17 protein-coding genes are annotated in these 23,877 nt (G+C 71.9%); 9 read left to right on the forward strand and 8 right to left on the reverse strand.

What is annotated here, in order from left to right:
- Positions 1–253 precede the first annotated feature (253 nt).
- Entirely contained in the window at positions 254–1,243 is a 990-nt protein-coding gene (locus AB0J58_RS19890; RefSeq protein ID WP_364217555.1) for a 4-epi-cubebol synthase, read from the forward strand.
- A 1-nt stretch (position 1,244) separates the two neighbouring features.
- On the opposite strand, the gene AB0J58_RS19895 is transcribed toward AB0J58_RS19890, so the two are convergent.
- Entirely contained in the window at positions 1,245–3,359 is a 2,115-nt protein-coding gene (locus tag AB0J58_RS19895) for an ATPase (protein ID WP_364217557.1), read from the reverse strand.
- 167 nt (positions 3,360–3,526) lie between these two features.
- Here AB0J58_RS19895 and AB0J58_RS19900 point away from each other — a divergent pair, with 167 nt between their 5' ends.
- The gene (locus AB0J58_RS19900; protein ID WP_030918684.1) at positions 3,527–3,709 is read left to right on the forward strand and encodes a hypothetical protein; all 183 of its coding nucleotides are present in this window, start codon (positions 3,527–3,529) and stop codon (positions 3,707–3,709) included.
- Positions 3,710–3,817: 108 nt separating this feature from the next.
- Here AB0J58_RS19900 and AB0J58_RS19905 read toward each other — a convergent pair whose 3' ends face one another.
- Complete coding sequence (locus AB0J58_RS19905; protein ID WP_364155643.1) at positions 3,818–4,726, reverse strand: ABC transporter permease subunit; 909 nt, start codon at positions 4,724–4,726, stop codon at positions 3,818–3,820.
- Positions 4,723–7,326 (reverse strand): alpha/beta fold hydrolase, encoded by a 2,604-nt coding sequence (locus tag AB0J58_RS19910; protein ID WP_364217559.1) that lies wholly within the window; start codon positions 7,324–7,326, stop codon positions 4,723–4,725. The genes AB0J58_RS19905 and AB0J58_RS19910 overlap by 4 nt, the downstream gene beginning before the upstream one ends.
- A gap of 227 nt (positions 7,327–7,553) precedes the next feature.
- On the opposite strand from AB0J58_RS19910, the gene AB0J58_RS19915 reads away from it, so the two are divergent.
- Complete coding sequence (locus AB0J58_RS19915; protein WP_364217561.1) at positions 7,554–8,714, forward strand: hypothetical protein; 1,161 nt, start codon at positions 7,554–7,556, stop codon at positions 8,712–8,714.
- On the opposite strand, the gene AB0J58_RS19920 is transcribed toward AB0J58_RS19915, so the two are convergent.
- The 5 genes from AB0J58_RS19920 to AB0J58_RS19940 all read right to left on the reverse strand — a co-directional run bounded on the left by AB0J58_RS19920 (position 8,672) and on the right by AB0J58_RS19940 (position 13,491).
- A complete protein-coding gene (locus AB0J58_RS19920; RefSeq protein ID WP_364217563.1) occupies positions 8,672–9,703 on the reverse strand; it encodes a CopD family protein in 1,032 nt (343 codons plus the stop codon). The two genes, AB0J58_RS19915 and AB0J58_RS19920, sit on opposite strands and share 43 nt — an antisense overlap.
- Entirely contained in the window at positions 9,700–10,296 is a 597-nt protein-coding gene (locus AB0J58_RS19925) for a copper resistance CopC family protein (protein ID WP_364217565.1), read from the reverse strand. Before AB0J58_RS19925 ends, AB0J58_RS19920 begins: the two co-directional genes overlap by 4 nt.
- Before the next feature lie 98 nt (positions 10,297–10,394).
- Positions 10,395–11,582: a 2-oxo acid dehydrogenase subunit E2 gene (locus AB0J58_RS19930; protein ID WP_364217567.1), complete on the reverse strand. Its 1,188-nt coding sequence runs from the start codon at positions 11,580–11,582 to the stop codon at positions 10,395–10,397.
- A complete protein-coding gene (locus tag AB0J58_RS19935) occupies positions 11,579–12,565 on the reverse strand; it encodes a transketolase C-terminal domain-containing protein (protein WP_364217569.1) in 987 nt (328 codons plus the stop codon). Before AB0J58_RS19935 ends, AB0J58_RS19930 begins: the two co-directional genes overlap by 4 nt.
- Positions 12,562–13,491: a thiamine pyrophosphate-dependent dehydrogenase E1 component subunit alpha gene (locus tag AB0J58_RS19940; RefSeq protein WP_364217571.1), complete on the reverse strand. Its 930-nt coding sequence runs from the start codon at positions 13,489–13,491 to the stop codon at positions 12,562–12,564. Before AB0J58_RS19940 ends, AB0J58_RS19935 begins: the two co-directional genes overlap by 4 nt.
- A gap of 412 nt (positions 13,492–13,903) precedes the next feature.
- Here AB0J58_RS19940 and AB0J58_RS19945 point away from each other — a divergent pair, with 412 nt between their 5' ends.
- From AB0J58_RS19945 to AB0J58_RS19970, 6 genes are read left to right on the forward strand one after another with little or no spacing between them, the layout of a single operon-like run.
- Positions 13,904–19,558 (forward strand): amino acid adenylation domain-containing protein, encoded by a 5,655-nt coding sequence (locus tag AB0J58_RS19945; RefSeq protein ID WP_364217573.1) that lies wholly within the window; start codon positions 13,904–13,906, stop codon positions 19,556–19,558.
- A complete protein-coding gene (locus tag AB0J58_RS19950) occupies positions 19,555–19,734 on the forward strand; it encodes an MbtH family NRPS accessory protein (protein WP_364217575.1) in 180 nt (59 codons plus the stop codon). Before AB0J58_RS19945 ends, AB0J58_RS19950 begins: the two co-directional genes overlap by 4 nt.
- A complete protein-coding gene (locus tag AB0J58_RS19955; RefSeq protein WP_364217577.1) occupies positions 19,731–19,979 on the forward strand; it encodes an acyl carrier protein in 249 nt (82 codons plus the stop codon). Before AB0J58_RS19950 ends, AB0J58_RS19955 begins: the two co-directional genes overlap by 4 nt.
- Entirely contained in the window at positions 19,976–21,469 is a 1,494-nt protein-coding gene (locus AB0J58_RS19960) for an AMP-binding protein (protein WP_364217579.1), read from the forward strand. Before AB0J58_RS19955 ends, AB0J58_RS19960 begins: the two co-directional genes overlap by 4 nt.
- Before the next feature lie 2 nt (positions 21,470–21,471).
- On the forward strand, positions 21,472–23,043 hold the full coding sequence (locus AB0J58_RS19965; RefSeq protein WP_364217583.1) for a condensation domain-containing protein: 1,572 nt from the start codon (positions 21,472–21,474) through the stop codon (positions 23,041–23,043).
- Positions 23,040–23,861 carry a condensation domain-containing protein gene (locus AB0J58_RS19970; RefSeq protein WP_364217581.1) on the forward strand — a complete coding sequence of 274 codons (822 nt, stop codon included), beginning with the start codon at positions 23,040–23,042 and terminating at the stop codon, positions 23,859–23,861. The genes AB0J58_RS19965 and AB0J58_RS19970 overlap by 4 nt, the downstream gene beginning before the upstream one ends.
- Positions 23,862–23,877: the final 16 nt, after the last annotated feature.

Below are 23,877 nucleotides of genomic sequence, written 5' to 3' on the forward strand. Positions count from 1 at the left end.
CTGACCCTGAGCCTGGGGAGTTCGCAACCCGTCTGTTCGACCTGGCGGGAGCCGGTGAGACGGAGACGCTCCGAGCCTGTGCCGGGTCGGCCGGTGCCGGCCCGGATGCCGGAACTCCCTCGGCGACGGACGTGGCCCGGCTGTTCGGCCAGGACGAATACCGGAAATGGTTCGGTCGTTAACCTGAAAATTGCGATATCCAGGTGTTTACCGATGTATAGGAAAACTATCGCCCTTCAGCCATCCTTGAGGAGTGGGAACTACTACTACGCGTAGGTCAGGCCTACCTCTTCGCGTCCCCCCGTTACCCTGCCCCTTTCCCAGCGAGGTCAGCCCACATGTCGAAAGGGTCAACGCCGAGACCCTCGACTGGCTGGTGGACACCGGCATCCTGGAGGACGCCGAGACCGTGGAGCGCTATCGGCGGGCCAAGTACGGCTGGCTGGGGGCCCGTACGTATCCCTACGCCGAGCACCACATGCTCCGGCTGGTGACCGACTGGTGCGTGTGGCTGTTCGCCTTCGACGACGCCTTCTGCGAGTCGGGCCGCGGCGCGGGCGAGATAACCCGGGCCCTGCCCCGGCTGTTCACCGTCCTCGACGACCTGGAGGCCGGGCAGGAGGTCGACGACGTCTTCGCCAGGACGCTCCTGGAGATCAAGGGCAGGATCGCCAGGTACGGAGACGACGACCAGCTCGACCGCTGGCGCTCCGTCACCAAGGACTACCTCTTCGCCCAGGTGTGGGAGGCCGCCAACTGCGAGGCCGATGTGGTTCCGCAGGTGGAGGACTACCTCTTCATGCGGCGGCGCACCGGTGCCATGCTCACGGTCTTCGCCCTCATCGACATCGCGAGCGGACGCGCCCTCACCCCCGAGGAGTGGCGCCACCCCGACGTCAAGGCGATCACCGAGAGCGCCAACGACGTCGTGGTCTGGGACAACGACCTCATCTCCTACGCCAAGGAGAGCGAGGGGGTCAACTCCCGCAACAACCTGGTGAGCGTGCTCGCCAGGCACCGGGGCTACTCCCGGCAGCAGGCGATGGAGGCGATCGGCGCCATGCGCAACCGGGCCATCGCCGACATGGTGGCGCTGCGCCCCTCCCTGGAGAGACTCGGCTCCGAGGCGGTGCTCGCCTACGTGCGCGGCCTTGAGTTCTGGATCAGCGGCAGCGTCGACTACTCGCTGACCAGCTCCCGCTACACGACGGCCTGGCAGCGGGAGGAACAGTCCGCCGGGTGACTCACCCGGAGAGCACCTGACCGTCCTCGTGGTCTCCGAGCGCGAGGACGATCAGCTCCTCCAGGTTCAGCTTCCTGCCCCGGGAGAAGGCCTCCTCGTGCGCCTCGTCGCCGAGGATGCGCCTGCACTCCTTGACGCAGCGGTCGTGCTCGGAGTTGAAGAACGGGGAACCCATCTGCGGCATCCCGAAGGTCCGCCAGTTGGCCTGACCGCCGCCCATCAGCAGGGAGGCGAGCACCGGCTGGCCGTCCTCCAGCGCCTGCCTGGCGACCACCTCGATCGCCAGGCCGATGCCGAGCACATCGTGGAAGTAGCGTTTGAGGCGGAGCGCCTCACGGGCGTTCGAGGTGGCCTCGGGCGAGCGGCCCATCGCCTGGCACACGCTGGCGAGCGCGTAGATGGCGTACGAGCGCAGCCACAGCTCGCCGCGCTGGGTGCAGACCGCGATGCAGTCGCGCAGCAGCACCTCGGCCTCGGCCGGCTCGTTCTGGATGAGCAGCACCATGGACAGCTCGACGATCGAGGGAAGCAGACCCGGGTTGAGCTCCCGCCCGCTCTTGTGGAACTCGATCGCCACGCCCAGCAGCGCGCTCGCCTTCTGCAGGTCGTTCTGGAGGAAGGCGGCGGTGCCGAGCATCTTGGTGGCCAGGATGACCGCGCCCGAGTCGCCGACCCTGACGGCGTCCGAGCTGCACTGCTCCGCGGCCTCGATGGCACCGCTGATGTTGCCCTGCGCGCTGTTGATGTAGGACAGCACCCAGAGCGCCTTGCACCGCTCGATGCTCGGCTGGCGGGCCAGCTCCAGGGTCTTCTCCAGATAGAGCCTGCCCTCGCGGGCCAGCCCGCAGGCGACCCACATGAACCACAGGGAGGACAGGAGCTTCAGCCCGGACTGCACCTCGCCGGGGGTGCGCAGGCAGTAGTCGAGCGCGACGCGGATGTTGTCGTGCTCGTGGCGCATCCTGACGTACCAGTAGACCTGGCGGGCGCCCGACCAGGCGTCCTCGCTCCTTGAGGCCAGCTGCAGGTAGTAGTCGCGATGCCTCTCCCTGATCCGGTCGCGCTCGCCGAGCTTGTCCAGCCACTCCTCGCCGTACTGCCGCAGGGTGTCGATCAGCTGGTAGCGGTGCCCGGACGGCGTGCCGTCGCTCAGCAGGATCGACTTCTCCACCAGGCTGGAGATGAGGTCCATGATGTCCTCTGCGGGGAGGCTGTCCCCTGAGCAGACGTAGCGGGCGGCATCGAGCTCGAAGTCCCCCGCGAAGACCGACAGCCGTGCCCACAGGAGTCGTTCGGCCGGCTCGCACAGCTCGTGGCTCCAGCCGATCGCGGCCCGCAGCGTCTGGTGCCTGGGCAGTGCGGTGCGGCTGGCCCCCGCGAGCAGGCTGAACCGGTCGGCCAGCAGGCCGAGGATCTGCTCCACGGAGAGCGCGCGCATCCGGACCGCGGCCAGCTCGATGGCGAGCGGGATGCCGTCGAGACGCCGGCAGAGCTCGGCCACCGGGCCGATGTTCTCCTCGTCCAGCACGAAGTTGGGCACCACCGCACCGGCCCGCGCGGCGAAGAGCTGAACCGCCTCGTTGGTGAAGACGTCCTCGCCCGGGGAGTCACCGGGGACGGTCAGCGGCGGGATGGTGACCGTGTACTCGCCCCTGGCGTTCAGCGACTGGCGGCTGGTCGCCAGGATGGTCAGGCCCCCGGCGCTGCGGAGCAGGTCCTCGAAGAGCGCGGCGCACGCGTCGACCAGGTGCTCGCAGGTGTCGATGATCAGGAGGATCTCACGGTCGCCCAGCCACTCGATCAGCGTCTCGTCCGCCGAGCGGGCGGACTGGTCGGCGATCCCGAGGGCCGAGGTGATCGTGTGGCGCACCATCCCCGAGTCCTGGAGGCGGGCCAGGTCGGCGAACCAGACGCCGTCCTTGAACTGGCTGCGCATCAGATGCGCGATCCGCAGGGCGGTGCGCGACTTGCCGACCCCTCCGATGCCGGTCACCGTGACCAGGCGGTGCTCGCCCAACCGCTGCCTGAGCGTGGTGAGCAACCTGGTACGCCCCACGAAGCTGGTCAGCTCGTTGGGGAGATTGCCGTCTCGCCGCCATCCTGCTGGCGTTGTCATGGCGCCTCACGGTGGTCGCGGAAACCTGCCCTCGCATCGTACCCGCTGGGCTTTCGGCTGTCCCCGGCGTCGCGCCAAGCCCCGCCGTTCCTGGCCGCGGAGGGACAGGCCCGGCCTGTCTTCTCCACGGAGAGAGAAGAAGGGTGGCGGATGGCTAGCATGGGCATGTGACAGTGCTCGAACCCGATGACCTGCGTCCCGACGACCTGCGACCCGTCGACCTCGCCGACGACGGCCTGCCGGTCCTGCCCGACCAGACCGCCGACGACACCGACGTCGGCTGGAGCGAGTGGCGCGAGGCCGACGACGACGCCCGCCTGATCGAGGAGCGTCCCCCGCACTGGGGCTGAATCCTGTCCCCTGGATCCTTTGCCCACCGCGGTCGGTCAGGCCGCTCCCCGTCCCGTCTTCGAGGCACCACCTGACCGATCCTCACCGTGGCAGGCGCGGGACAGGGCTCAGGAGACCACGTCCTTGCTCCGGAAGCGGCGGAAGGCGAACGCGACCAGGATCGCCGAGTAGGTGACCGCGACGGCCACCCCCTTGAGCATGCCCTCGTACGAGGGCTGGGGCGCCAGGGCGTCCAGCCACGCGTTGTTCCAGAAGGTCGGCAGGAACTCCCTGAGCGAGCCGAGCGCCTCGACCGCCTGCAGGATGTTGCCGACGATCACCAGGCCGACCGCGCCGCCGACCGCGCCCAGCGGGGAGTCGGTGCTGACAGAGAGCAGGAAGGCCAGGGCCGCGACCACGAACTGGCTGACCAGGGCATAGCCGATCACCACCCCGAACCGGGGCAGCACGTCCAGCGCGGCGATCGTCTCGCCGGTCCCCGGCACCCGGACGTCGTTCCAGCCGAAGGCGAGGGTGCCGGCCAGCAACGCCATCACCGGCAGGCAGATCACCGCCGCCGCGGAGTAGCCCATCGCGACGACCAGCTTCTGCCGCAGCAGCCGGTCGCGCGGGATCGGGGAGGCCAGCAGGTAGCGCAGCGACGACCAGCTGGCCTCGCTGGCCACGCTGTCGCCGCAGAACAGCGCCACCGCGACGACCAGCAGGAAGCTCGCGGACACCGACAGGGCGAACGCGGCGAAGTTCAGGCCGCCCTCGACGGCCAGGTCGGAGATGCGCAGCGAGGTGCCGGGCTGCCCCGACCCGGCACCGACCTTGAAGGCGATCACCAGGATCCACGGCAGCGCGAGCAGCAGGCCGAACATCACCAGCGTGCGGCGCCGCTTGAACTGGCGGACGATCTCCACGGTGAGCGGCAACGTGCGGCCCGGCGCGTACCCGCGCGCCGAGCCGTTCTCCGCGAGGCCGCCGGCCGTCGAGCCGGGCGGGGTGGTGAGGGCGGCGGTGGAGTCGCTCATGCCTTGTTTCCGATCAGGTCCAGGAAGACGTCCTCCAGGCGGGTGCCCGAGCCGTTGACCGGGGTGCTGCTGGCCAGCAGCTCGCTCACGGTCCCGGCCGTGACCAGGCGCCCGCGGTGCATGACCACCGCGTGGCTGCAGGTCTGCTCGACCTCCGACAGCAGGTGGCTGGAGACGATGACGGTGCGGCCCGCCTCCGCGTAGCGGATCAGGACCTCGCGCATCTCGCGGATCTGGGGCGGGTCGAGCCCGTTGGTGGGCTCGTCCAGTACCAGCAGATCGGGCAGGCCGAGCATGGCCTGGGCGATGGCCAGGCGCTGGCGCATGCCCTGGGAGTAGGTGCGGACGGCGCGGTCCAGGGCCTTGCCGAGCCCGGCGATCTCCAGGGCCTCGGCGAACCTGGCGTCCTCGGCGGGCCGCCCGGTCGCCTTCCAGTACAGCTCCAGGTTCTCGCGGCCGTTGAGATGCGGCAGGAAACCCGGGCCCTCGACGAACGAACCGAGCCTGGACAGGACCGGGGCGCCGGGCACCACCCGGTGGCCGAAGATCCGGATCTCGCCGCCGTCGGGCCGGATCAGGCCCATCAGCATGCGCAGGGTGGTGGTCTTGCCCGCCCCGTTGGGGCCGAGCAGGCCGAGCACCTGGCCGTGCTCCACGGTGAACGACAGGTCGTCCACCGCGCGCTCGCCGTTCCGGTACGCCTTGGTCAGTCCACTGATCCGCAGCGGTACGGAGGCCAGTTCGGGATCGCAGCCGTCGGTGGCGCGGCGGCGCCCGGCGAGCAGCAGGACGGTCGCGACGACGAGGGAGAGCAGCGGCAGCGCCCAGATCCACCAGGCGGGGTTGGTCGAGGGGGTGCGCAGGGCGGCGTGGGTGGGGACGGTCACGGCCGGCGAGGCCAGGGCGACCCGGTAGACGGCCGGGGCCGCCGGGGTGCTGTAGCCCAGGTCGGTGGTGGTGAACGCGACCCGCAGCCGGTGTCCGACGTCGAATCTGTGGTCGATGGCGGGCAGGGTCACCGTGGCCTCGCCCGAGCCGTCCGCACCGATCGCGATCCTGAGCGGGGCGACGAGCCCTTCGGGCAGGACCGGCGCCTGGGTCGTGCCCGCGACGTCGTAGAGCTTGGCGAACAGGGTGACCTCGCCGGCCGTGCTCTTCGCCTCGTCGCTCCCGGCCCGCGCGTCGGGCGCGGGTTCCGAGGTCACCCGGACCCGTACCGTCGAGCTGCCGGTGACCTGGAGCGGGGCGGTCAGCGGTGCGGAGTCGAAGGTGGCGCTCTGCCCCGCCATGTCGAGGGACAGGTTCACGGTAGTGCCACCGGCGAGGCCGCCGAAGCCGGGCACCGCGGAGATCGAGGAGGGCGAGCCGCCGGGCGGGTTGGCCACCGGCTGGTCGGGACCATCGAGCGGTACGGAGGTCTGGCCGCTGCCCGACAGCCCGGGGTAGCCGTCGGCCGTGGCGTGCAGCTGGACCGGGCGGCGGGTGCCGGGATCGCGGCCGCCGTCGCGGGTGACCGTGAAGGCGCCGCCGGCCTGAGCCGCGTCGCCGGTCTCCTTCAGGTGGCGGTCGAACCAGCCGAGCGTTTTCTCGTGCAGCCAGTCGACCTCGCCGTTGCCGCCGTCGTGGCCGCCGTCGAACCAGGCGACCTGCACCGGGGCGCCGGTGGCGGCGATGGCCTTGGCGTTGGCGTCCGCGTGGCCCAGCGGGAACAGCGAGTCGCGCTGCCCCTGCAGCAGCAGCGTCGGAATCCTGATCTTCCCGGGCACCGAGATCGGGCTCGACCTGCGCAGCGTCTCCACCGCGCTCGCCGTCGCCCGGCCGCTCTGGGCCACCTGCTGGTACATGTCGCAGATCTCCGGCAGGAACCGGCCGCAGCGCACCTCCTCGGCGGTGAGCGGCCGCTCCTCGCCCGCACCGTTCCCCTGGCCGGGGCCGAGGGCGGCCGGGCCGGCGGCCGGTGCGGGGCCGCCCCTGCTGAAGAAGAGCCCGGCCCACATGCGCTTGAACACCCCGTTCAAGGGCCCCTGCCCGGTGGCGTCGGGGAACAGCGCGTCGGCCAGGTCGTACCAGGTGATCTGCGGGACGATCGCGTCGATCCTGGGGTCGTGGGCGGCGGCCATCAGCGCGATGGCCCCGCCGTACGAGCCGCCCGCGATGCCCACCCGGGGGTCGCCCGCCGCGTCGAGCCGGACCTCGGGCCGCTTCGCGACCCAGTCGACCAGCTGGCGCACGTCCTTGACCTCGTAGTCGGGGGAGTTCAGCGCGATCTGCCCCGAGGAGCGGCCGAAGCCTCGCGCCGACCAGGTCAGCACGGCGTAACCGTCCTGGGCCAGTCGCACCGCGGCGTCCCTGACGCTCTGCTTGCTGCCGCCGAAGCCGTGCGCGAGCAGCACCGCCGGAGCCCGGCCGCCTCCGGCGGGCGGGAAGAAACTCGCGTCCAGGGTGACCCGCTGGTCATCGCCCGGCCCGTCGAGCACTGTGATCATCTGCTCCTGGGCCCGTACGTCCGGTGCGGACGGCCAGACCAGCCAGGCCACGACGCCGACGGCCAGCACGGTGACCACCGCGATCCAGGTGGCCCACCTTGCCCCACGTTTCACCGGTTCTCCTTGAGCGTGGGAATCCCCTCCCTGAGAAAGAGGGAGGGATGTCACGGCGTGAGCTTACTGATCCAAGCTGAAATGCTCCTGAGACGACTCTCAGGAGCATCCCGGCCGGTCATCCGGGCAGGGATGATCAGCCGTGTCGGAAGGGTGACGGTCGCCCTGATGGCTCGGGGATGTCCCTGATTGCGGACCGAGGTGAAGGGGCGGCATCATTTCGACACGTGAAGCCAGTAGAAAGCCTCCGAAGAAGAGCCACTCCGGTCATCGAGTGGGCTCTGCCGTATTGGACGCGAGGAAAGGCCGGCAGGGAGACCCCGGAGGACCTGTTCAGGCTCCTCTACTTCGGGTGGCTGGTGGCTTTTTCCTTCAAGGTGCTCGGGGCGTCCTGGGACGTCTCCTGGCACTTCAAGTGGCTCCGTGACGACCTGGCCCCGCCGCACCTGCTCAACAGCGTCGGCACCGCCATCGCCCTGGCGCTCACGATCATCCACATCTACACCGGTTACGGCGTCGACAAGCTCGCGCAGCGCCTCATCGCCTGGGGTACGGGGGTCTTCCTGATCGCGGTACCGCTCGACCTGATCAACCACCGGGTCAACGGGCTCGACATCACCTCGTGGAGCCCGTCCCACATGATGCTCTACATCGGCACGCTCCTCATGCTCTGCGGCGTGACCTGGGGCTGGTTCATCCGGGCGGCTCCCGGCCGGACGCGCACGCTGGTCCTCGGCGGGCTCTTCGTCCTCCTCTTCGAGAACGTCTGGTTCCCGGAACAGCACCAGGAGTACGGGGTCTACGGCCTGGCCGCCTGGGACAGGGGCGAGCCGGACGCGGAGCCGATCCTGATCAGGTTCGCCGCCGACCAGATCGGCCTGCCGGTGGACGACAGGGCGGTGGCGCTGCACTTCACGCTGCCCGTGCCCGACCAGCTCTACCCGCTCTACGCCGTGATCGCCGCCATGCTGGTGGCCGTCCTCGCCCGGGCGATGATCGGCCGGATGTTCTCCGCCACCGCGGTGGTCGGCGCCTACGTGGCCTACCGCACCCTGATCTGGCCGCTGCTCGCGGTCGCCGACTTCCCGCGCTCGGCGGTGCCGGTCTTCCTGATCGCCGGGGCACTCGCCGTCGATCTGGCGTTCCTGATCAGGATGCCCGTGGTCAGGGCGTTGGTCGGCGCGCTCGGCGTCACCCTCGTCGTCGACCAGGCGCTCCGCTTCCAGCACGCGATGTTCATGGCGCCCCCGCTGGTGACCCCCGCGACCATGCTGATCGGGGGGGCGGGGCTGGCCGTCCTGTGGCTGACGGCCGAATGGGCGGGTGGCCGCTACACGCTCCGGGCTCAGGACAGGGAGGCCGTGGTCAGCGCCACCGCCACCCCGTAGGCGAGTCCCATCACGGTGATCTCGGCCGCCGCCCATGCGACGACCGCCGTCGCCCGCCGCTCCGCGATGTGCGGCAGCAGGCGGAAGCGGATGTGGGCGGCGAACGGGATCAGCAGGGCCACACTGGCGACCTTGACCACCACCAGCGGGCCGTACTCACCGCGCAGCAGCGCCCCTGGCAGCTCCACCCCGGGGGTGAGGGCCATCGTGGCGAGCCCGGTCACCAGCCCGGAGACGCTGACCAGGACCAGTGCCAGGGTGGCCAGCCTGGAGAACTTCGGCAGCACCCGCGCCAGCAGTTCCCGGTCCGCGGCGACCAGCAGGATGATGGTGAGCAGGCCGCCGGTCCAGGCCGCCGCGCCCATCACGTGCAGTTCCATCGAGATCATGATGGGGTCGTGCCAGACCGAGTCGACGGCGTGGCCGGTGACCGGGATCGGCAGCAGCCCGAAGAAGGCGATCACGATCCGCAGCTCGGCGGGGACCTTCTCGCCGTACCGCACGGCCAGCAGCCCGATCCCGGCGTAGGAGAGCGCGCAGGCGGCGCTGAAGAGCATGCCCTGCCCGGCACCGACGCCGTCGACGTACGCGGCGATCATCGACGGGGTGGGGATCAGGCCGGGGTTCAGCTCGGCCGTCTGGAAGACGATGATGAGCAGTGCCAGCAGCGCCCACGCCCAGGCGAAGGTCACCGCCATCGGCCGCGCCCGGCGCATCACCGGTTCGGTCCGCTCGGGGTCGTCGAACCCGAGCATCTTCGGCAGCAGGCTCAGCCCGACCACCGCCACCGTCGCCAGGTCCAGCAGCACCCGCAGCACCGGCAGGCCGTACTCCACCAGTGGCCCGGGGATGACGATCCCCGGCACCGCCTCCTGCGCGGTGAACGCGGTCGCGGCCAGCACGGCCAGCACGCCCCCGGACACGAACCCGCCGGCCACCAGCCTCCTGGCGGTGCCGGCCTCGGGGACCCGCTCGACGGTCACGGTCATCTCGCGCCACCCTCCTTCGTGCGGCGCATCGCCACGACGGTGGCCCCGCCGAGCAGGACGATGGAGGCGGCGATCCACAGCACCGCCATCCCGGCCCCGCCGTTCTGCGCGGCCTCGGCGGCCTGGGCGCCCAGATCGGGGCCCTGGTCCGCGGGGGCCCCGATCTGGGTGCCCGCGGGGACCGGCTCCGCGGTCGCCTGCTCGGTGGCCTGCGCCGAGGAGGCCGGGCCGGGGGCGGTCAGGGTGAAGGTGATCTTGCTGGAGACCGGGTGGCCGTCGGCGGAGAGGATCCGGTAGCCCACCACGTACTCCCCGGCGGGGCCGAGGGCCTTCACCCGGACGCTGGCCTTCGCCCTGTCCACCGCCGTCTTGCCGTCCTCCCACCGCGTGCCGCCGGGACCGGTCACGCTGATCTGCGCGAAGCCCTGCCGGACAGGCTGGTCGAAGGTGAGCGTGATCGTCTCGGGGCCGGTGGCCAGCTCGGCACCGTCCTTGGGGTCACTGTCGATCAACACGTTGTGGGCCTGAGCCGGGGTGACCGCGCAGAGCAGCGCGACGCACGCGAGCAACAGGACCGTGAGTAGCCGCCTCACCGGTCATGGCCTTCCGTTGGGTACTTCATGACCTCGACATGTTCCCACCTTCACCTCGCGCTGGGGAATCGCGCCTGAAGGCAGGGACGGCCGGAGCGTCAGACGTCGCCGTTTCCCGGTTTCTCCAGGGCGGACCTGAGCGCGCCGAGGAACTCCGCCGCGTCGCGGCCGTTGACGAAACGGTGGTCGTAGGCGAGGCCGAGGGAGATCACCTTCCTGGTGACGAAGGCGCCTTCGCGGGTCTCCACCACCTCGGGGCGCGGGGCGCCGAGGGAGAGCGCGCAGATCTGGCCGGGGAAGACGATCGGGATCGCGGTGATCACCGAGGTGTCGGTGTGCAGGGTGAGCATGATGTTGCCGCCCACCAGGTCACGCTCCCTGAAGGTTCCGCCCAGCGCGGTCTTGCGGAAGCCCGCCAGGTCGCGGGCGATCTCGTCGAGCGGGCGGCGGCCCGCGTCGCGCACCACCGGTACGTACATGCCGCCTCCGACGTCGACGGTCACCCCCACCTCCGCCGTCGTGGCGCGGCGGGCGCGGCGGCCGTCGACGGGGGTGGCGAAGAAGAGGGGGAAGCGGTCGAGTAGCCGCCCGGTCGCCTGGACGAGCAGCTCGGGCAGGCCGATGAGGGCACGTAGCCGCTTCGTCTCCGCTCGGGCGAACGGCAGCGCGTCCGTCACGTCCACCCGCATGACCGTGAAGGAGGCGGGGATCTCCCGGTGCGACCGCTCGACCACCTCGGCGGTGCGCCGCTGTGCCCTGGACGGCTCGATCAGGTGGGAGTCGTCCAGGTCAGGCGGGATGAGCGGAACGGTGCCTCTCATCGGTTCGATCGGCGGAAGGGTGACGCTCACCGCGCCGCCCGTTCTGCCGTGCGGGGTGTGCGGCGGGACCAGGTCGGCCCGCCTGACCACCTTCCTGCCGAGGGCCCGGACCTGGTCCATGGAGATGCCGTACTCCGCCATGGCCCGCCGGGCGGGGGCGGTGATGACGAGCTCCTCCTGCCCAGCGCCCGTCTCGGCGGGGGAGGGGGCGGGATCGGCCGCGGGGTTCTCGCCGGCGGACAGCAGGCGGGCGATCACCTGGCCGGGAGAGCACTCGGCGCCCACCTGAAGCAGGTGCCGCAGCGTCCCGTCCCGTTCGGCGGTCAGCTCCTCGGCCGCCTTGGAGGTCTCCAGCACCGCGAGCGGCTCCCCGGCCCGTACGGCCTGGCCGTCCTTCGCCTCCCACTCCACCAGCAGGTACGAGGCGTCGTTGTTGTTGAGCTTGGGTACCCGGACCTCGGTCAAGACAGGGCCTCCGTGACGGCGTGCCGGATCCGGCCGGACTGGACGAGGATCTCGCGCTCCAGGTGGGGGGCGGCCGGGATGACGCTGTCGGCCGCGCTGATGAGGCTGATGGGGCGGCGCAGGGTGGACCAGAGCCGGGGGTGGAGCACCCGCGCCACCTCGGCGCCCCAGGTGCCGCCCTCCGAGCCGTCCTCGACGACGCACACGTGCCGGGCACGGTCGAGCCCGGGGAGCGTGGGCAGCGGATAGAGCCGCGCGGGGACCAGCAGCTCGCAGGCCACGTCCTCCTCCATCAGCAGGGCGCGCATGGCGTCGAGCGCCCGGTGTGTCATGCCGCCGTGGACGATCAGTGTGCAGTCGGGCTCGGTCACGCCGTCCACGAAGACCCGGGCGACGCCGCCGGTCAGTTCGTAGCGGAACAGGTCGTCCACGACACCGCCCTGGTACCTGCGCCGGGTGTAGAGGACCTTGTCCTCGAAGAACAGGCAGGGCTGTTCCAGGGCGAACATCAGGGCGAACAGCTCGCCCGCGTCGTGGAAGGGGGTCATCTCGAACAGCGAGAGGCCGGGCACACCGATGAAGTGCTTCTGCGGGCTCTGGCTGTGGGTGGGGCCGTAGCCGCGGTTGCCGCCCGACGGGCAGCGGACGACCAGCGGGACGGGGACCCTCCTGCCGTACATGGAGGTGGACTTGGCGGCGAAGTTCACCAGTTGGTCGAAGGCGAGCGCGGCGAAGTCGGCGAACATGATCTCGACGATCGCGCGGTCCCCGGCCAGTGCCAGGCCCGCGCCGATCCCGGCGATCGCCCCCTCGCTCAGCGGGGTGGACCGGACGCGGTGGCCGAACCGGGCGGACAGGCCCTTGGTGACCTTGAAGGCCCCGCCGTACGGATCGCCGACGTCCTCACCGAGCAGGTGCACCCGCGGGTCGGCCTCCATCAGGTCGTGCAGTGCCCGGTTGAGGTGTTCGGAGACGCGGGTCACGGGCGCTCCCAGACCGACGGGGGGCGGGCGGCGACCTCGGCGGCGATCCGCTCGACCCGCTCGCGGGCCGCCAGGTCCAGGGCGGCGAAGTGCTCGGGGAAGTCCCGCGCGTAGCGGGCGTACCAGTCGTGGCCGGCGGCCAGGGCGATCTCCTCGGGGGTGCGGGTGTCGTCGCCCTTGCTGTGCGGGCCGATCCGGTGGGTGACGAACTCGACCACCAGCGGGCGCGACTCGCCGCGGACCGCGCCGAGCAGAGGTGCCAGCTCGGCGCGGATCTCGCCGACCTCGGTGGAGGTCACCCGGTGGTGGCCGATGTCGAACGCGGCGGCGCGGGCCGCGACGCTCCCGGCCATCTGCGCCGACGTCGGGGTGGACTGGGCGATGCCGTTGTTCTCGACGACGACCAGCAGCGGGACCCGCCAGAGCCGCGCCATGTTGAGCGCCTCGTAGACCGCCCCCTCGCCCCAGGTGCCGTCGCCGACGTAGGCGCAGGCGAGCGCGCCCGTCTCGGCGAGCTTCAGGGCCACGCCGACCGCGACGGGCAGGCTCTCGCCCTGGACACCGGTGGACAGGAAGCGGCGGTGGTAGACGTGCTGGCTGCCGCCGACCCCGGCGCAGAGCGCGCCCTCGCGACCCATGATCTCGGCGAGCAGCCCGTGCGGCTCGGCGTACCTGGCCAGGAAGTGCCCGTGGCCGCGGTGGTTGCTGAGGACGAAGTCGTCGTCGTGGAGCAGCGGAGAGAGCGCGACCGGGATGTACTCCTGGCCCAGGCAGGTGTGGGTGGTCCCGCTCAGCTCACCCGCCTCGAAGAGCCTGAGCAGGGTCAGCTCGAAGTGCCGGATGAGCAGGAGGAGTTCCAGGTCCTCTCTCGGCGGCGGGGACGGCGGCTGCCGCAGGCACGGGGGGATTGGGGCGGTGACGACCACGTGTGCGCTCCTGGCATCGAACGATCTTGGGGAACACGCTCGGCCACTGGGGCGGAGGCGGCATGGGAGCGCTCCCATCCGGAGCGTAGGAGGCGCACGAATGAGAGTCAATGACTGTGCGGATGACAGATATTCAAGAAATGAGGAATAGGTGCATTCAGCTGCAAAAAGGGTCTAAAAGGTGGTTTGTTTCGATTTATGGGGCTCGAAAACAACGCTGTAACCTTGACGAATTCGGCGGGAGATCTCTAGCCTCCTCCGTGGGAGCGTTCCCACGACACCGTGCAGCCGCGCGGTGACATGAGGCGCCCGGTCGGACGCCGCCATCTCGCCCGAACGCTCACATCTTTCGGCGCCGGGGTCACTCCGCGCCGCGCAGGTCCTCTGGTCCGCGCCGATCCGGCCGGCCGACATGGGATCGCACACTCGGGCGATCCCGTTCCCCGCCGCGGGGGAACGCTCACGGGTTCCTCTTCGCCAGTACGGAGGTGTCTTGACGCGAACCGGCCTCTCACCGGCCAAGAAAGCACTGCTCGCCCAGCGACTGGGCGGCCGCGTCGTCGCGGCGGCGATTCCGCCGCGCCCTTCCGGGGTGGTGCCCCCGCTCTCCCCGGCGCAGGAACGGCTCTGGTTCCTGGAGCAGTACGCCCCCGGCACCTCCGCCTACACCGTGGCCTTCGCGGCCACGCTGGAGGGGGAGATCGACGCCGGGGCACTCGCCCGAGCACTGACCGAGGTGGCCCTCAGGCACGAGAGCCTGCGCACCCGGCTGGTCACCACCCCCGAGGGCGGTCCCGCGGTCGTCGTCGACGACGCGCCCGCGGCCGTGCTGCGGACCGGCGGCGACCTCGCGGAGATCGACGAGGAGCTGGCCAGGCCCTTCGACCTCGCCGAGGGCCCGCCGCTGCGGGCGCTCCTGGTCCGGCTCGGACCGTTCGAGCACGTACTGCTGCTCACCATGCACCACGCGATGACCGACGGCTGGTCGTGCGACATCGTCATGGAGGAGCTCCTCACCCTGCACGCCGCGTACCGTGAGGACCGCGACCCGGAGCTGCCGCCGGTGCCGGTGAGCTACGGCGACTACGCGCACTGGCAGCGGGAGCGCGACCACGCCGAGGAGATCCGCTACTGGCGGCGGCGGCTGGACGGGCTGCCCCCGCTGGAGCTCCCCGCCGACCGCCCGCGTCCCGCCGAGCAGAGCTGGGAGGGCGCCGCCTGCGGTGTGTCCCTGGACGCCGAGCTCAGTGCGGCGGTCGCCGCGCTGGGCCGCGCCCACGGCGCCACCCCGTACATGATCCTGCTCGCCGCCTTCGAGGTGCTGCTCTCGCGCTACTCGCGGCAGTACGACTTCGCGGTCGGCTCGCCCGTCTCCGGGCGGGACCTGCCCGAGCTGGAGCGGGTGGTCGGCGTGTTCGTCAACTCGCTGCCGATGCGCGCGGACCTGTCCGGCGACCCCACGTTCGCCGAACTGCTGGCCAGGGTCAGGGAGACGGCGCTGGACGCCTACGCCCACCAGGAACTCCCCTTCGACCGGCTCGTCAGCGAGCTGGGCGTGGAGAGGGACGTCAGCAGGTCACCGGTGTTCCAGGTGATGTTCGCCCTGCAGAACTACCGCTCCAGCCCGCTGCAGACCCCGGGCCTGACCATGACCCCCTACCCGGTGAAGGCCACGGCCAGCCGGTTCGACCTGGCCCTCTACCTGTTCGAGACCGCCCACGGGCTCACCGGCCACCTCACCTACAGCACCGCGCTGTTCGACCCCGGCACCGTCGAGCGGATGGCCGCGTGCTTCGAGAACCTGATGAGGTCGGTCGTCGCCGATCCCGGCGCGCCGATCTCCGAACTTGAGATCCTCCCGCCGGACGAGCGCCGCCGGGTCCTGGCACTCGGCGAGTCCACCCCCGTGACCCCCTTCGGCACCGGGCTGCTGCACGAGGCCGTGTCCGAGCAGGCCAGGCTCACCCCGGACGCCGTCGCGGTCGTGGCGGGCGACACCTCGCTCGGCTACGCGGAGCTCCTGGGGCGGGCGGAGCGGCTCGCGCGCCTGCTGCGGCGGGCCGGCGTGGGCCGCGGCGACCGGGTCGCCGTCTTCCTGGAGCAGTCGGCGGACACGGCCGTCGCGGTGCTCGGCGTGCTCAAGGCGGGTGCCGCCTATCTCCCGCTGGAGCCCGACCATCCCGGTGACCGGATCGCCTACGTGCTCTCCGACGCCGGGGCGCGGGCGGCCGTGACCGCGTCCGACCTCAGCGACCGCCTGCCCGAGGGACTGACCACGGTCCTGGTCCCCGCCTCGGGCGACCCGGAAGGCGACCTGGAAGGCGCCGAGGACGCCGGGCCGGTGGAGAGCGGCGTGACCCCCGACGACCTGGCGTACGTCATCTACACCTCGGGGACCACCGGGCGGCCCAAGGGCGTGGCCGTGCAGCACCGGCAGGTCATGGTCTATCTCGCCGGGGTGCGGGAGCGGCTGGGGATCGAGCCGGGCGGGGTGTTCGGACTGCTCCAGTCGCTCGCCTTCGACTTCGGGGTGACGATCTTCTACCTGTGCCTGATGACCGGGGGCGCGCTGCACCTCATCCCCCCGCGCACGGCCGCACCGGAACTGGCGGCCTACTTCCGCAGGCACGGCGTCGACCATCTCAAGATCACCCCATCCCATCTGGCGGCGCTGCTCGCCGACGCGACCCCGGACGAGCTGCTCCCCGGCAAGCTGCTGATCCTCGGCGGCGAGGCGGCACCGCGCACCTGGGCCGCGGAGCTCGCGGCGGCCGGCCGGTGCCGGGTGATCAACCACTACGGCCCCACCGAGGCCACCGTCGGCGTCACCACCTACCCCGTCGAGCCCGGAGCCGCTTCCGGAGCCGCTTCCGGAGCCGCGGAGGACGGCGCCGCCCTCGCCTTCCGGGCCGCCTCGGGGGCCGCTCCGGGGGCGGGGACGGCGCTGCCCATCGGATCGCCCATGCCCGGGGCGCTGGTACACGTGCTCGACGACAACCTGCGGCCGGTCCCGGCCGGGGTTCCCGGCGAGCTCTACCTGGGCGGCGACCGTCTGGCCCGGGGCTACCTGGGCCGTCCCGGGCTGACCGCCGACCGCTTCCTGCCCGACCCGTACGGCGCCCCAGGTGCCCGGATGTACCGCAGCGGCGACCTCGGCCGCTGGCTGCCCGGCGGGGAGCTGGAGTTCCTCGGCCGGCGCGACCTGCAGGTGAAGGTCCGCGGCTACCGGGTGGAGCCGGCGGAGGTGGAGGCGGTGCTCTCCGGGCATCCGGGGGTGACGGGCGCCGTCGTGGACCTGAGAGGCGGGCGCCTGGTCGCCTACCTGGTCGGGCAGGCCGGCCCGGAGGCCGCCGAGATGCGGTCCTGGCTGGCCGAGCGGCTCCCCGACTACATGATCCCGGCTCGCTACGTGTGGCTGGACGAGCTGCCGCTGAAATCCCACGGCAAGGTCGACAGGTCGAAGCTGCCGGATCCCGCGACCGAGGTCTCGGCCGCGGGGTTCGTGCCGCCGGAGACCGCGCTGGAGGAGACGGTCGCCGGGATCTGGGCCGAGATCCTGGAGGTGGAGCGGGTCGGCGCGCTCGACGACTTCTTCGACCTGGGCGGCCACTCGCTGCTCGCCATGCGGGTGATCGCCCGGTTGCGCGGGCAGGTCCCCGAGCGGGCGGTGACCGTGCTGGAGCTGTTCAAGAACCGCACGGTCAGGGAACTGGCCCGGCTGCTGGAGACCGGCGGCGACGGCGGGCGGGAGCTGCTGCACCGGCTCACCCCGCCCCGCGCCGCCACGGCCACCGTGGTCTGCGTGCCGTTCGGCGGCGGCAGCGCCGTCGTCTACCAGCCGCTGGCCGACGCGCTGCCCGCCGACTGGGCGCTGTACTCGGTCGCGGTCCCGGGACACGAGCTCGGCGAGCGGTCGCGGCCGTTCGACGAGGTCGCCCGGGAGTGCGCCGAGGAGATCCTCGCCGGGGTGCGCGGGCCGCTGGTGCTCTACGGGCACTGCGGGCTCGGCGTCATGCTGATCGTGGAGATCGCCCGGCACCTGGAGGCGGCGGGCCGTCCGGTCGACGCGATCTACCTCGGTGGCGTGTTCCCCTTCGCCCGCCCGGGACGCGGCCTGGGCTGGCTCGGCACCCTGATGGACCGCATGACCAGCGACCAGGGCAGGATCAACGCGCTCTCCGCGGCGGGGCTGGACGTCGAGGAGTTCGAGCGCGACCAGCTCAGACTGATCATTGAGAACCGCCGCCAGGGCACCCGCATGGCGGAGCGCTACTTCACCCGGCTGTTCGAGGAGGAGGACGCCCGGCCCTTCGCGGCACCGGTCATCGCGGTGGTGGGGGAGCGGGACCCGGCGACCGAGTTCTACCAGGAGCGCTACCGCGAGTGGCTACGGCTGTCCGGCACCGCCGCCTGCGTGGTGCTGGACGAGGCCGGGCACTTCTTCGTGAAGTACCGGGCGCGGGAACTGGCCGACATCCTCACCGGCACCCACCTGGCCCTGGCCCGAGGACGGACCGCGCCGCTGGAGCGCACCGAGGACTCCACCTGGTGGCTTCAGGGCGTCTCCGGTGAGCCCCACCGCTCCGACCCGTCCCCGGCCCTCGTCGTCGTGTCCGAGCCCGGCACCGCGGAGGGCTCCGACGGCGCCACGAGGACCGGCGGCCGGGCCGACCTCCGGATGGTCGACCCCGGCGAGCCCGGCACCGTCACCGGCGGGCCCCCACCAGGCATGCGGCGGTTCCTGCTGGTCTCGGTAGGGCAGCTGGTCTCGATCACCGGGTCCGCGCTGACCGAGTTCGCCATCCCGATCTGGATCTACCTGACCACCGGGTCGCTGGCCAGGTTCGCGCTGTTCGCGGTGCTGGGACTGGTACCCGGCATGCTGGTGGCGCCGCTCGCCGGAGCGATCGTGGACCGTTACGACCGGCGCAGGGTCATGCTGTGCGGGGACATCGGCGCCGGGAGCACGCAGCTCGCGCTGGGCGTGCTGCTCTGGACCGGAAACCTGCAGATCTGGCACATATATCCGCTGCTCGTCTGCCTGTCGATCGCGCTGACCTTCCAGCGGTTCGCCTACGGCTCGGCGATCCCGCAGCTGGTCCCCAAGCGCTTCCTCGGCCACGCCAACGGTGTCGTCCAGATGGCCACGGGCACCGCCCAGCTCGTCGTGCCGCTGATCGCGACCGGGTTGATGGCCACGATCGGGCTGGAGGGCATCCTCGTCATCGACGTCGCCAGCTACGTGGTCGCCACGCTGGTCCTGCTGTTCGTCCGCTTCCCGACCGCCATGCCCTGGCGGCGCAGGGAGAGCGTCCTGGCCGAGATGGCGAACGGCATCCGCCACTCGTGGGGCAACCGTGGCTTCCGCGGCATGCTCGTGTTCTTCGCGGTGCTCAACGTCTTCCTGTCGCCGCTCTTCCTGATGATCTCCCCGCTGGTCCTGTCGTTCGCGACGCTCGACGACGTCGGCAGGGTGGCGTTCGCGGGAGGGCTCGGGGTCTTCCTCGGCGGCCTGCTGATGACCGTCTGGGGCGGGCCCCGCAGGCGGCGCCTGTACGGGGTGCTGCTCGCCACGCTCGCCCTGGCGGTGTTCTGCGTGCTCACCGGATTCCGGCAGAACCTCGCCCTGATCGCGGTCGGCTCGTTCGGCATGTCGTTCTGCCTGACCCTGCTCAACGGCGTCTACGCCACGATCATCCAGGTCAAGGTGGCACAGCGGTTCCACGGCCGGGTCATCGCGCTCAACACGCTCATCGCCTGGTCCACGCTGCCGATCGGGTTCGGCCTGGTCGCGCCGTACGGCAGTGCCCTGTTCGAGCCGCTGCTCGCCCCCGACGGGCCGCTGGCCGGCACCGTCGGCCTGCTGATCGGCACCGGCGAGGGCCGCGGCATCGGCTTCATGTACGCCTGCTTCGGGCTGGCCATCGCCGTCATCGCTCTCGTCGCCATGCGTGTGCGGGTGCTGGCCCGCTTCGACGCCGACGTACCCGACGCGCTCCCTGACGACCTGGTCGGTTTCGAGGCTCTGCGGAGCCGCACCCGCAAGAAAGAGGAGGTTGGGTCATGAGTTTCCTGGTGGTGCTCAACGACGAGGAGCAGTACTCGATCTGGCCGGCGGACAGGGAGCTGCCCGCCGGGTGGCGGGCCGAGGGTTTCGAGGGGGGCAGGGAGGACTGCCTCGCCCACATCGACGAGGTGTGGACGGACATGCGCCCGCTCAGCGTGCGCGGGGAGGGGGCATGACCGACCCGCTGGCCTCCAGGATCGCCGGAATGATCTCCGTCGCCTGCGACGGGCGGCTCACCGCCGACGAGATCGCCGGCTCCGACATCTCCCTGTCCGCGCTGGGCGTCACCTCGCTGGCGCTGCTCCGGCTCATCGACGCCGTCGAGGACGAGTTCGACGTCGCCCTCGACCTCGGTGGGGGCGCCGCCTACCTCGACAGCTTCCCGCTGCTGGTCGGTTACCTGAGCGAGCGGACCTCGTGAGCCCGGGGACCGTGCCGCAGATGCTCGCGCTCCGCGCCGAGCAGGACCCCGGGAGGGAGGCGGTGATCGTCGAAGGCGTCGCGTCGATGACGTTCGGCGAGTGGGACCGGCGCTCGGACGAGGTCGCGCACGGGCTGCTCGACCGCGGCGTGCGGCGGGGCGACCGGATCGGGCTGCTCTTCGGGAGCCGGGACTGGGTCGACTTCGCCGTCGCCTACTGCGCGGCGCAGAAGGCCGGCGCCGTCGCCGTGCCGCTCTCCGACCGGCTCGCGCCCGCCGAGGTACGGCACATGCTGGAACACTGCTCGGCCTCGGGGCTGCTGTGCGGGCGCGACCTCACCCCGCCGGAGGGCGACCGCTGGAGCGCGGCCGTCGCGGACCTGGAGGGTGGGACGGCGGGGCCGCCCGGGGTGCGGGTCGAGCCAGGGGACCTGGCCCAGATCCTCTACACCTCGGGCACCACGGGGCTGCCCAAGGGGGTGGGCGCCAGCCACGCCAACCTGGCCTTCGGCTGCGAGACCCGCCCCAACCGCCGCAGGTTCGGCCACTCGCGCCACCTGCTGCACGCCTTCCCGATCGGTACCAACGCCGGTCAGACGATGCTGATGAACGCGCTGGACGCCCGTCCGGCAATGCTCACCCTCGGGCGTTTCACCCCCGGCCGTCTCGCCCGGCTGATCGAGTCGCGCCGGGTCGGCACCGTGTTCGTGGTACCCGCCATGGCCATCGAGTTCCTCAACGCGGGACTGCACGAGCGCCACGACATGTCGAGCGTCCTGCTGCTCGGCTCGGCCGCCTCGGCCCTGCCGCCCGCGGTGGCCGCGCGCCTGGCCGGCGCCTTCCCCAACGCGACGATCGCCAACTACTACACCTCCACCGAGGCCGCTCCCGCCCAGACCATCATGATCTTCGATCCGTCCAGGCCGGGGGCGCTGGGGCGGCCCGCGTTCGGCGGGGCCCTGCGCATCACCGACGCGCACGGCGACCCGCTGCCCCCGGGAGAGACCGGCGAGGTCTGGATGCGCTCACCCACCGCCACCCGCTTCTACTACCGGGACGAGCAGGCGGGCGCCGAGGCGTTCCGGGGCGGCTGGGTGCGGATGGGGGACATCGGCCGCCTGGACGCCGAGGGCTACCTCCACCTCGTCGACCGGGAGAGCGACGTGGTCAAGTCGGGCGCGTTCAAGGTCTCCACGCTCCAGGTGGAGGCGGCGCTCCACGAGCACGAGGCCGTCGCGGAGGCCGCGGTGCTCGGCGTCCCGCACCCGGTACTCGGCAGCGTGCTCGCCGCGGCGGTGGTGCTGCGGTCCGCCGGGACCTCCGGCGGGGATCTACGGGTCTTCCTGATGGACCGCCTGGCCGGGCACGAGCTCCCCGAACGGGTGCTCGTCGTCGACGCCCTGCCCAGGAACCAGTCGGGAAAGGTCGTCAAAAGGGAGCTGCGGGGCCTGTTCGAGGTCGCCGCGACAGGTCAGACGGAAGGCACGTGAACATGTCGATGTCGCTCACAGCGGGATGGGACCGGGCGACCCTCGCCCAGCACGGGATGTGGATCACCGAGCGGATGGGCGCCGGCGGCCAGGTCTACGCGATGCCGCTCACCCTGCGGCTCGACGGCCCGCTCGACACCGGCGCGATGCTCGCCGCCTGTGCCGCGGCCGTCGAGCGACATCCCGTGCTCGCCGCGGTCCTGGCGGAGCGGGACGGCGAGGTCCGCCTGCTCCCCGGCAAGGTGCCCCCGTCGATCCGCTTCGAGGAGACCCCGCCCGAGCCCGGCCGGCTTGAGGACGAGGTGGCCCGCCCCTTCGACCTGGAGGCGGGCCCGCCGGCCAGGTTCACCCTCTTCAGGCTGGGGGCCGAGCGGCACCTGCTGCAGGTCGTCGCCCACCACGCCGTCTTCGACGGCGTCTCCAAGGACCTGCTGCTCCGTGACATCGCCGCCGCCTACGGGGGCTCCGCCCTGGCCCCCCTGACGCTCTCCTGCGACGAGATCGCCCGCGCCGAGCAGGGCCGGGTCGCCGCCGCGCTGGAGGAGGCGGCGGAGTTCTGGCGGCCGAGATGGCAGGACGGGCAGGACCTGCTGCTGCCCGGCCTCACCCGCACCTCGATGCGCGCCGCGCCCGGCGACACCGTGGAGTTCCGCCTCGGCGGCGAGGTCGCCGCCATCGCCGCCCACCTGGGCCTGACCCGTTTCGAGGTGGTGCTGGCCGCACTGCACACGCTCCTGTACGGGTACGGCAACACCCGCGTCACGGTGGCGGTGGACCTGTCCACCAGGACCGAGGAGACGCGCGAGCACGTGGGGGCGTTCGTCAACGAGCTGCCCGTGGCCTCCGGCCCGGCCGGGACGTTCGCCGAGTTCGCCCTGTCGATCAGGGAGGAACTGCGGGCGATCTACCGTTATCGCGAGGTCCCCCTGGCCAGGGCACTGGGCGGGATCAGCCCGCGCTCCGCGCTCACCCCCGTCTCGGTCAGCTACCGCAAACGCCCGGCCGGCGACCCCTCCTTCGCGGGGCTGGACGCCTCGGTGGACTGGATGGCGGCCAACGGCGCGGTCCGCAACACCCTGCACCTGCAGGTCGTCGACGGGGCCGACGGCACGGAAGGGGCGGAGGCCCGTCTGCGGTTCAACCCCGAGATCCTGGACCGAGCCGCCTGCGAGGGCATCGCCGAGCAGCTGCGGATCCTGCTCGCCGGCATCGCGGCCCGCCCCGGCGCCCCACTCGACGAGCTGCCCCTGCCTCCCCGGGTCGTCCCCGCCGGTCAGGCCGATCACGGCGCCGTCACCGCTCCGGTCTCCGGCGGCGAAGGCGCGGGCGGCGAAGGTTCCGGGGGAGAGGACGCCGAGCTCCTCGGGCAGGTCACGGCGATCTGGTGCGAGGTGCTCGGCGTGGACACGGTCCAGCCGGACGACGACCTGTTCGACCTCGGCGGTCACTCGCTGACGATCACCCAGATCATCGCCCGCGTCCGGGACGGGATGGGTGTCGAGCTCTCCTTCGAGGTGTTCATCGACTCCCCGACCGTCGAGGGCGTCGCCGAAGAGATAGCCAGGGCCCGATGACGGCCCGATCCGGACGGTCATCGGCGGTGACCGTCGAGTTCTCCGGGGCGCGGGGCGGCGAGTCGCCGCTCACCTGGGGCCAGCTGGCCATCTGGAGGATCACCCGGTGGCTTGAGGACGGCGACCCGTACTTCAACATGCCCTGGGTGCTGCCCGTCTACGGCAGGCACACCCTTGAGGCCGTCATCGGCGCCCTGCGCGGCCTCGTAGAGCGGTACGAGACCCTCAGGACCACCTGCGAGGAGATCGCCGACGGACCGGTCCAGCGGGTGGTCAGCCGGGGCCGGTTCGACGTCGAGGTGGTCGACGCCGGGGAGGACAGGCCACTCGCCGCCGCCAAGAAGGTGTCCGCCGAGCTGGCCGCCAGGGGCTTCGACTACGCGGTCGAGTTGCCGTTCCGCTGCGCCGTCGTGACCGTCGGCGGCCGCCCGCGCGCGGTGGCCTTCGCGCTGTCCCACCTGGCGGTGGACGGCTGGGCGCTGGACGTGCTCGCGGGTGACTGGCGGGCGCTGCTGGCCGGGGACGAGCTGTCCGCTCCCGAATGGCAGCCGCTGGACCAGGCCGCCTTCGAGCGTGAGGGGACGGGAGCGGCCCGCGGCGAGCGGGCGCTCCGCCACTGCCGCGCCGAGCTTTCGAGGGCGCCGGAGACCATGTTCGACTTCCCCCGCGTCACGGCGGAGGAACCGAGGTTCGTCCGGGTCGGCATGGAGTCGGGGGGGGGGGGCGGGGGCCGCCCCGGGGGCGGGGCCGGGGGGGGGGGGGGGGCGGGCGCGCGCCGCGGCCCGCGTGGGGGCCGCGTTGGCGGCGGGGTCGGCTAGACGGGCTGCGGCAGGA

The sequence above is a fragment of the Streptosporangium sp. NPDC049644 genome (genome assembly GCF_040675205.1).
GTDB lineage: Bacteria > Actinomycetota > Actinomycetes > Streptosporangiales > Streptosporangiaceae > Streptosporangium > Streptosporangium fukuiense.

Bases quoted from the DNA above. Each gene is read 5' to 3' on its own strand.
- AB0J58_RS19895 (WP_364217557.1), bottom strand. From the start codon at position 3,359: ATGACAACGCCAGCAGGATGGCGGCGAGACGGCAATCTCCCCAACGAG.
- AB0J58_RS19905 (WP_364155643.1), bottom strand. From the start codon at position 4,726: ATGAGCGACTCCACCGCCGCCCTCACCACCCCGCCCGGCTCGACGGCC.
- AB0J58_RS19920 (WP_364217563.1), bottom strand. From the start codon at position 9,703: ATGACCGTGACCGTCGAGCGGGTCCCCGAGGCCGGCACCGCCAGGAGG.
- AB0J58_RS19945 (WP_364217573.1), top strand. From the start codon at position 13,904: ATGGGATCGCACACTCGGGCGATCCCGTTCCCCGCCGCGGGGGAACGC.
- AB0J58_RS19950 (WP_364217575.1), top strand. From the start codon at position 19,555: ATGAGTTTCCTGGTGGTGCTCAACGACGAGGAGCAGTACTCGATCTGG.
- AB0J58_RS19955 (WP_364217577.1), top strand. From the start codon at position 19,731: ATGACCGACCCGCTGGCCTCCAGGATCGCCGGAATGATCTCCGTCGCC.
- AB0J58_RS19965 (WP_364217583.1), top strand. From the start codon at position 21,472: ATGTCGATGTCGCTCACAGCGGGATGGGACCGGGCGACCCTCGCCCAG.
- AB0J58_RS19970 (WP_364217581.1), top strand. From the start codon at position 23,040: ATGACGGCCCGATCCGGACGGTCATCGGCGGTGACCGTCGAGTTCTCC.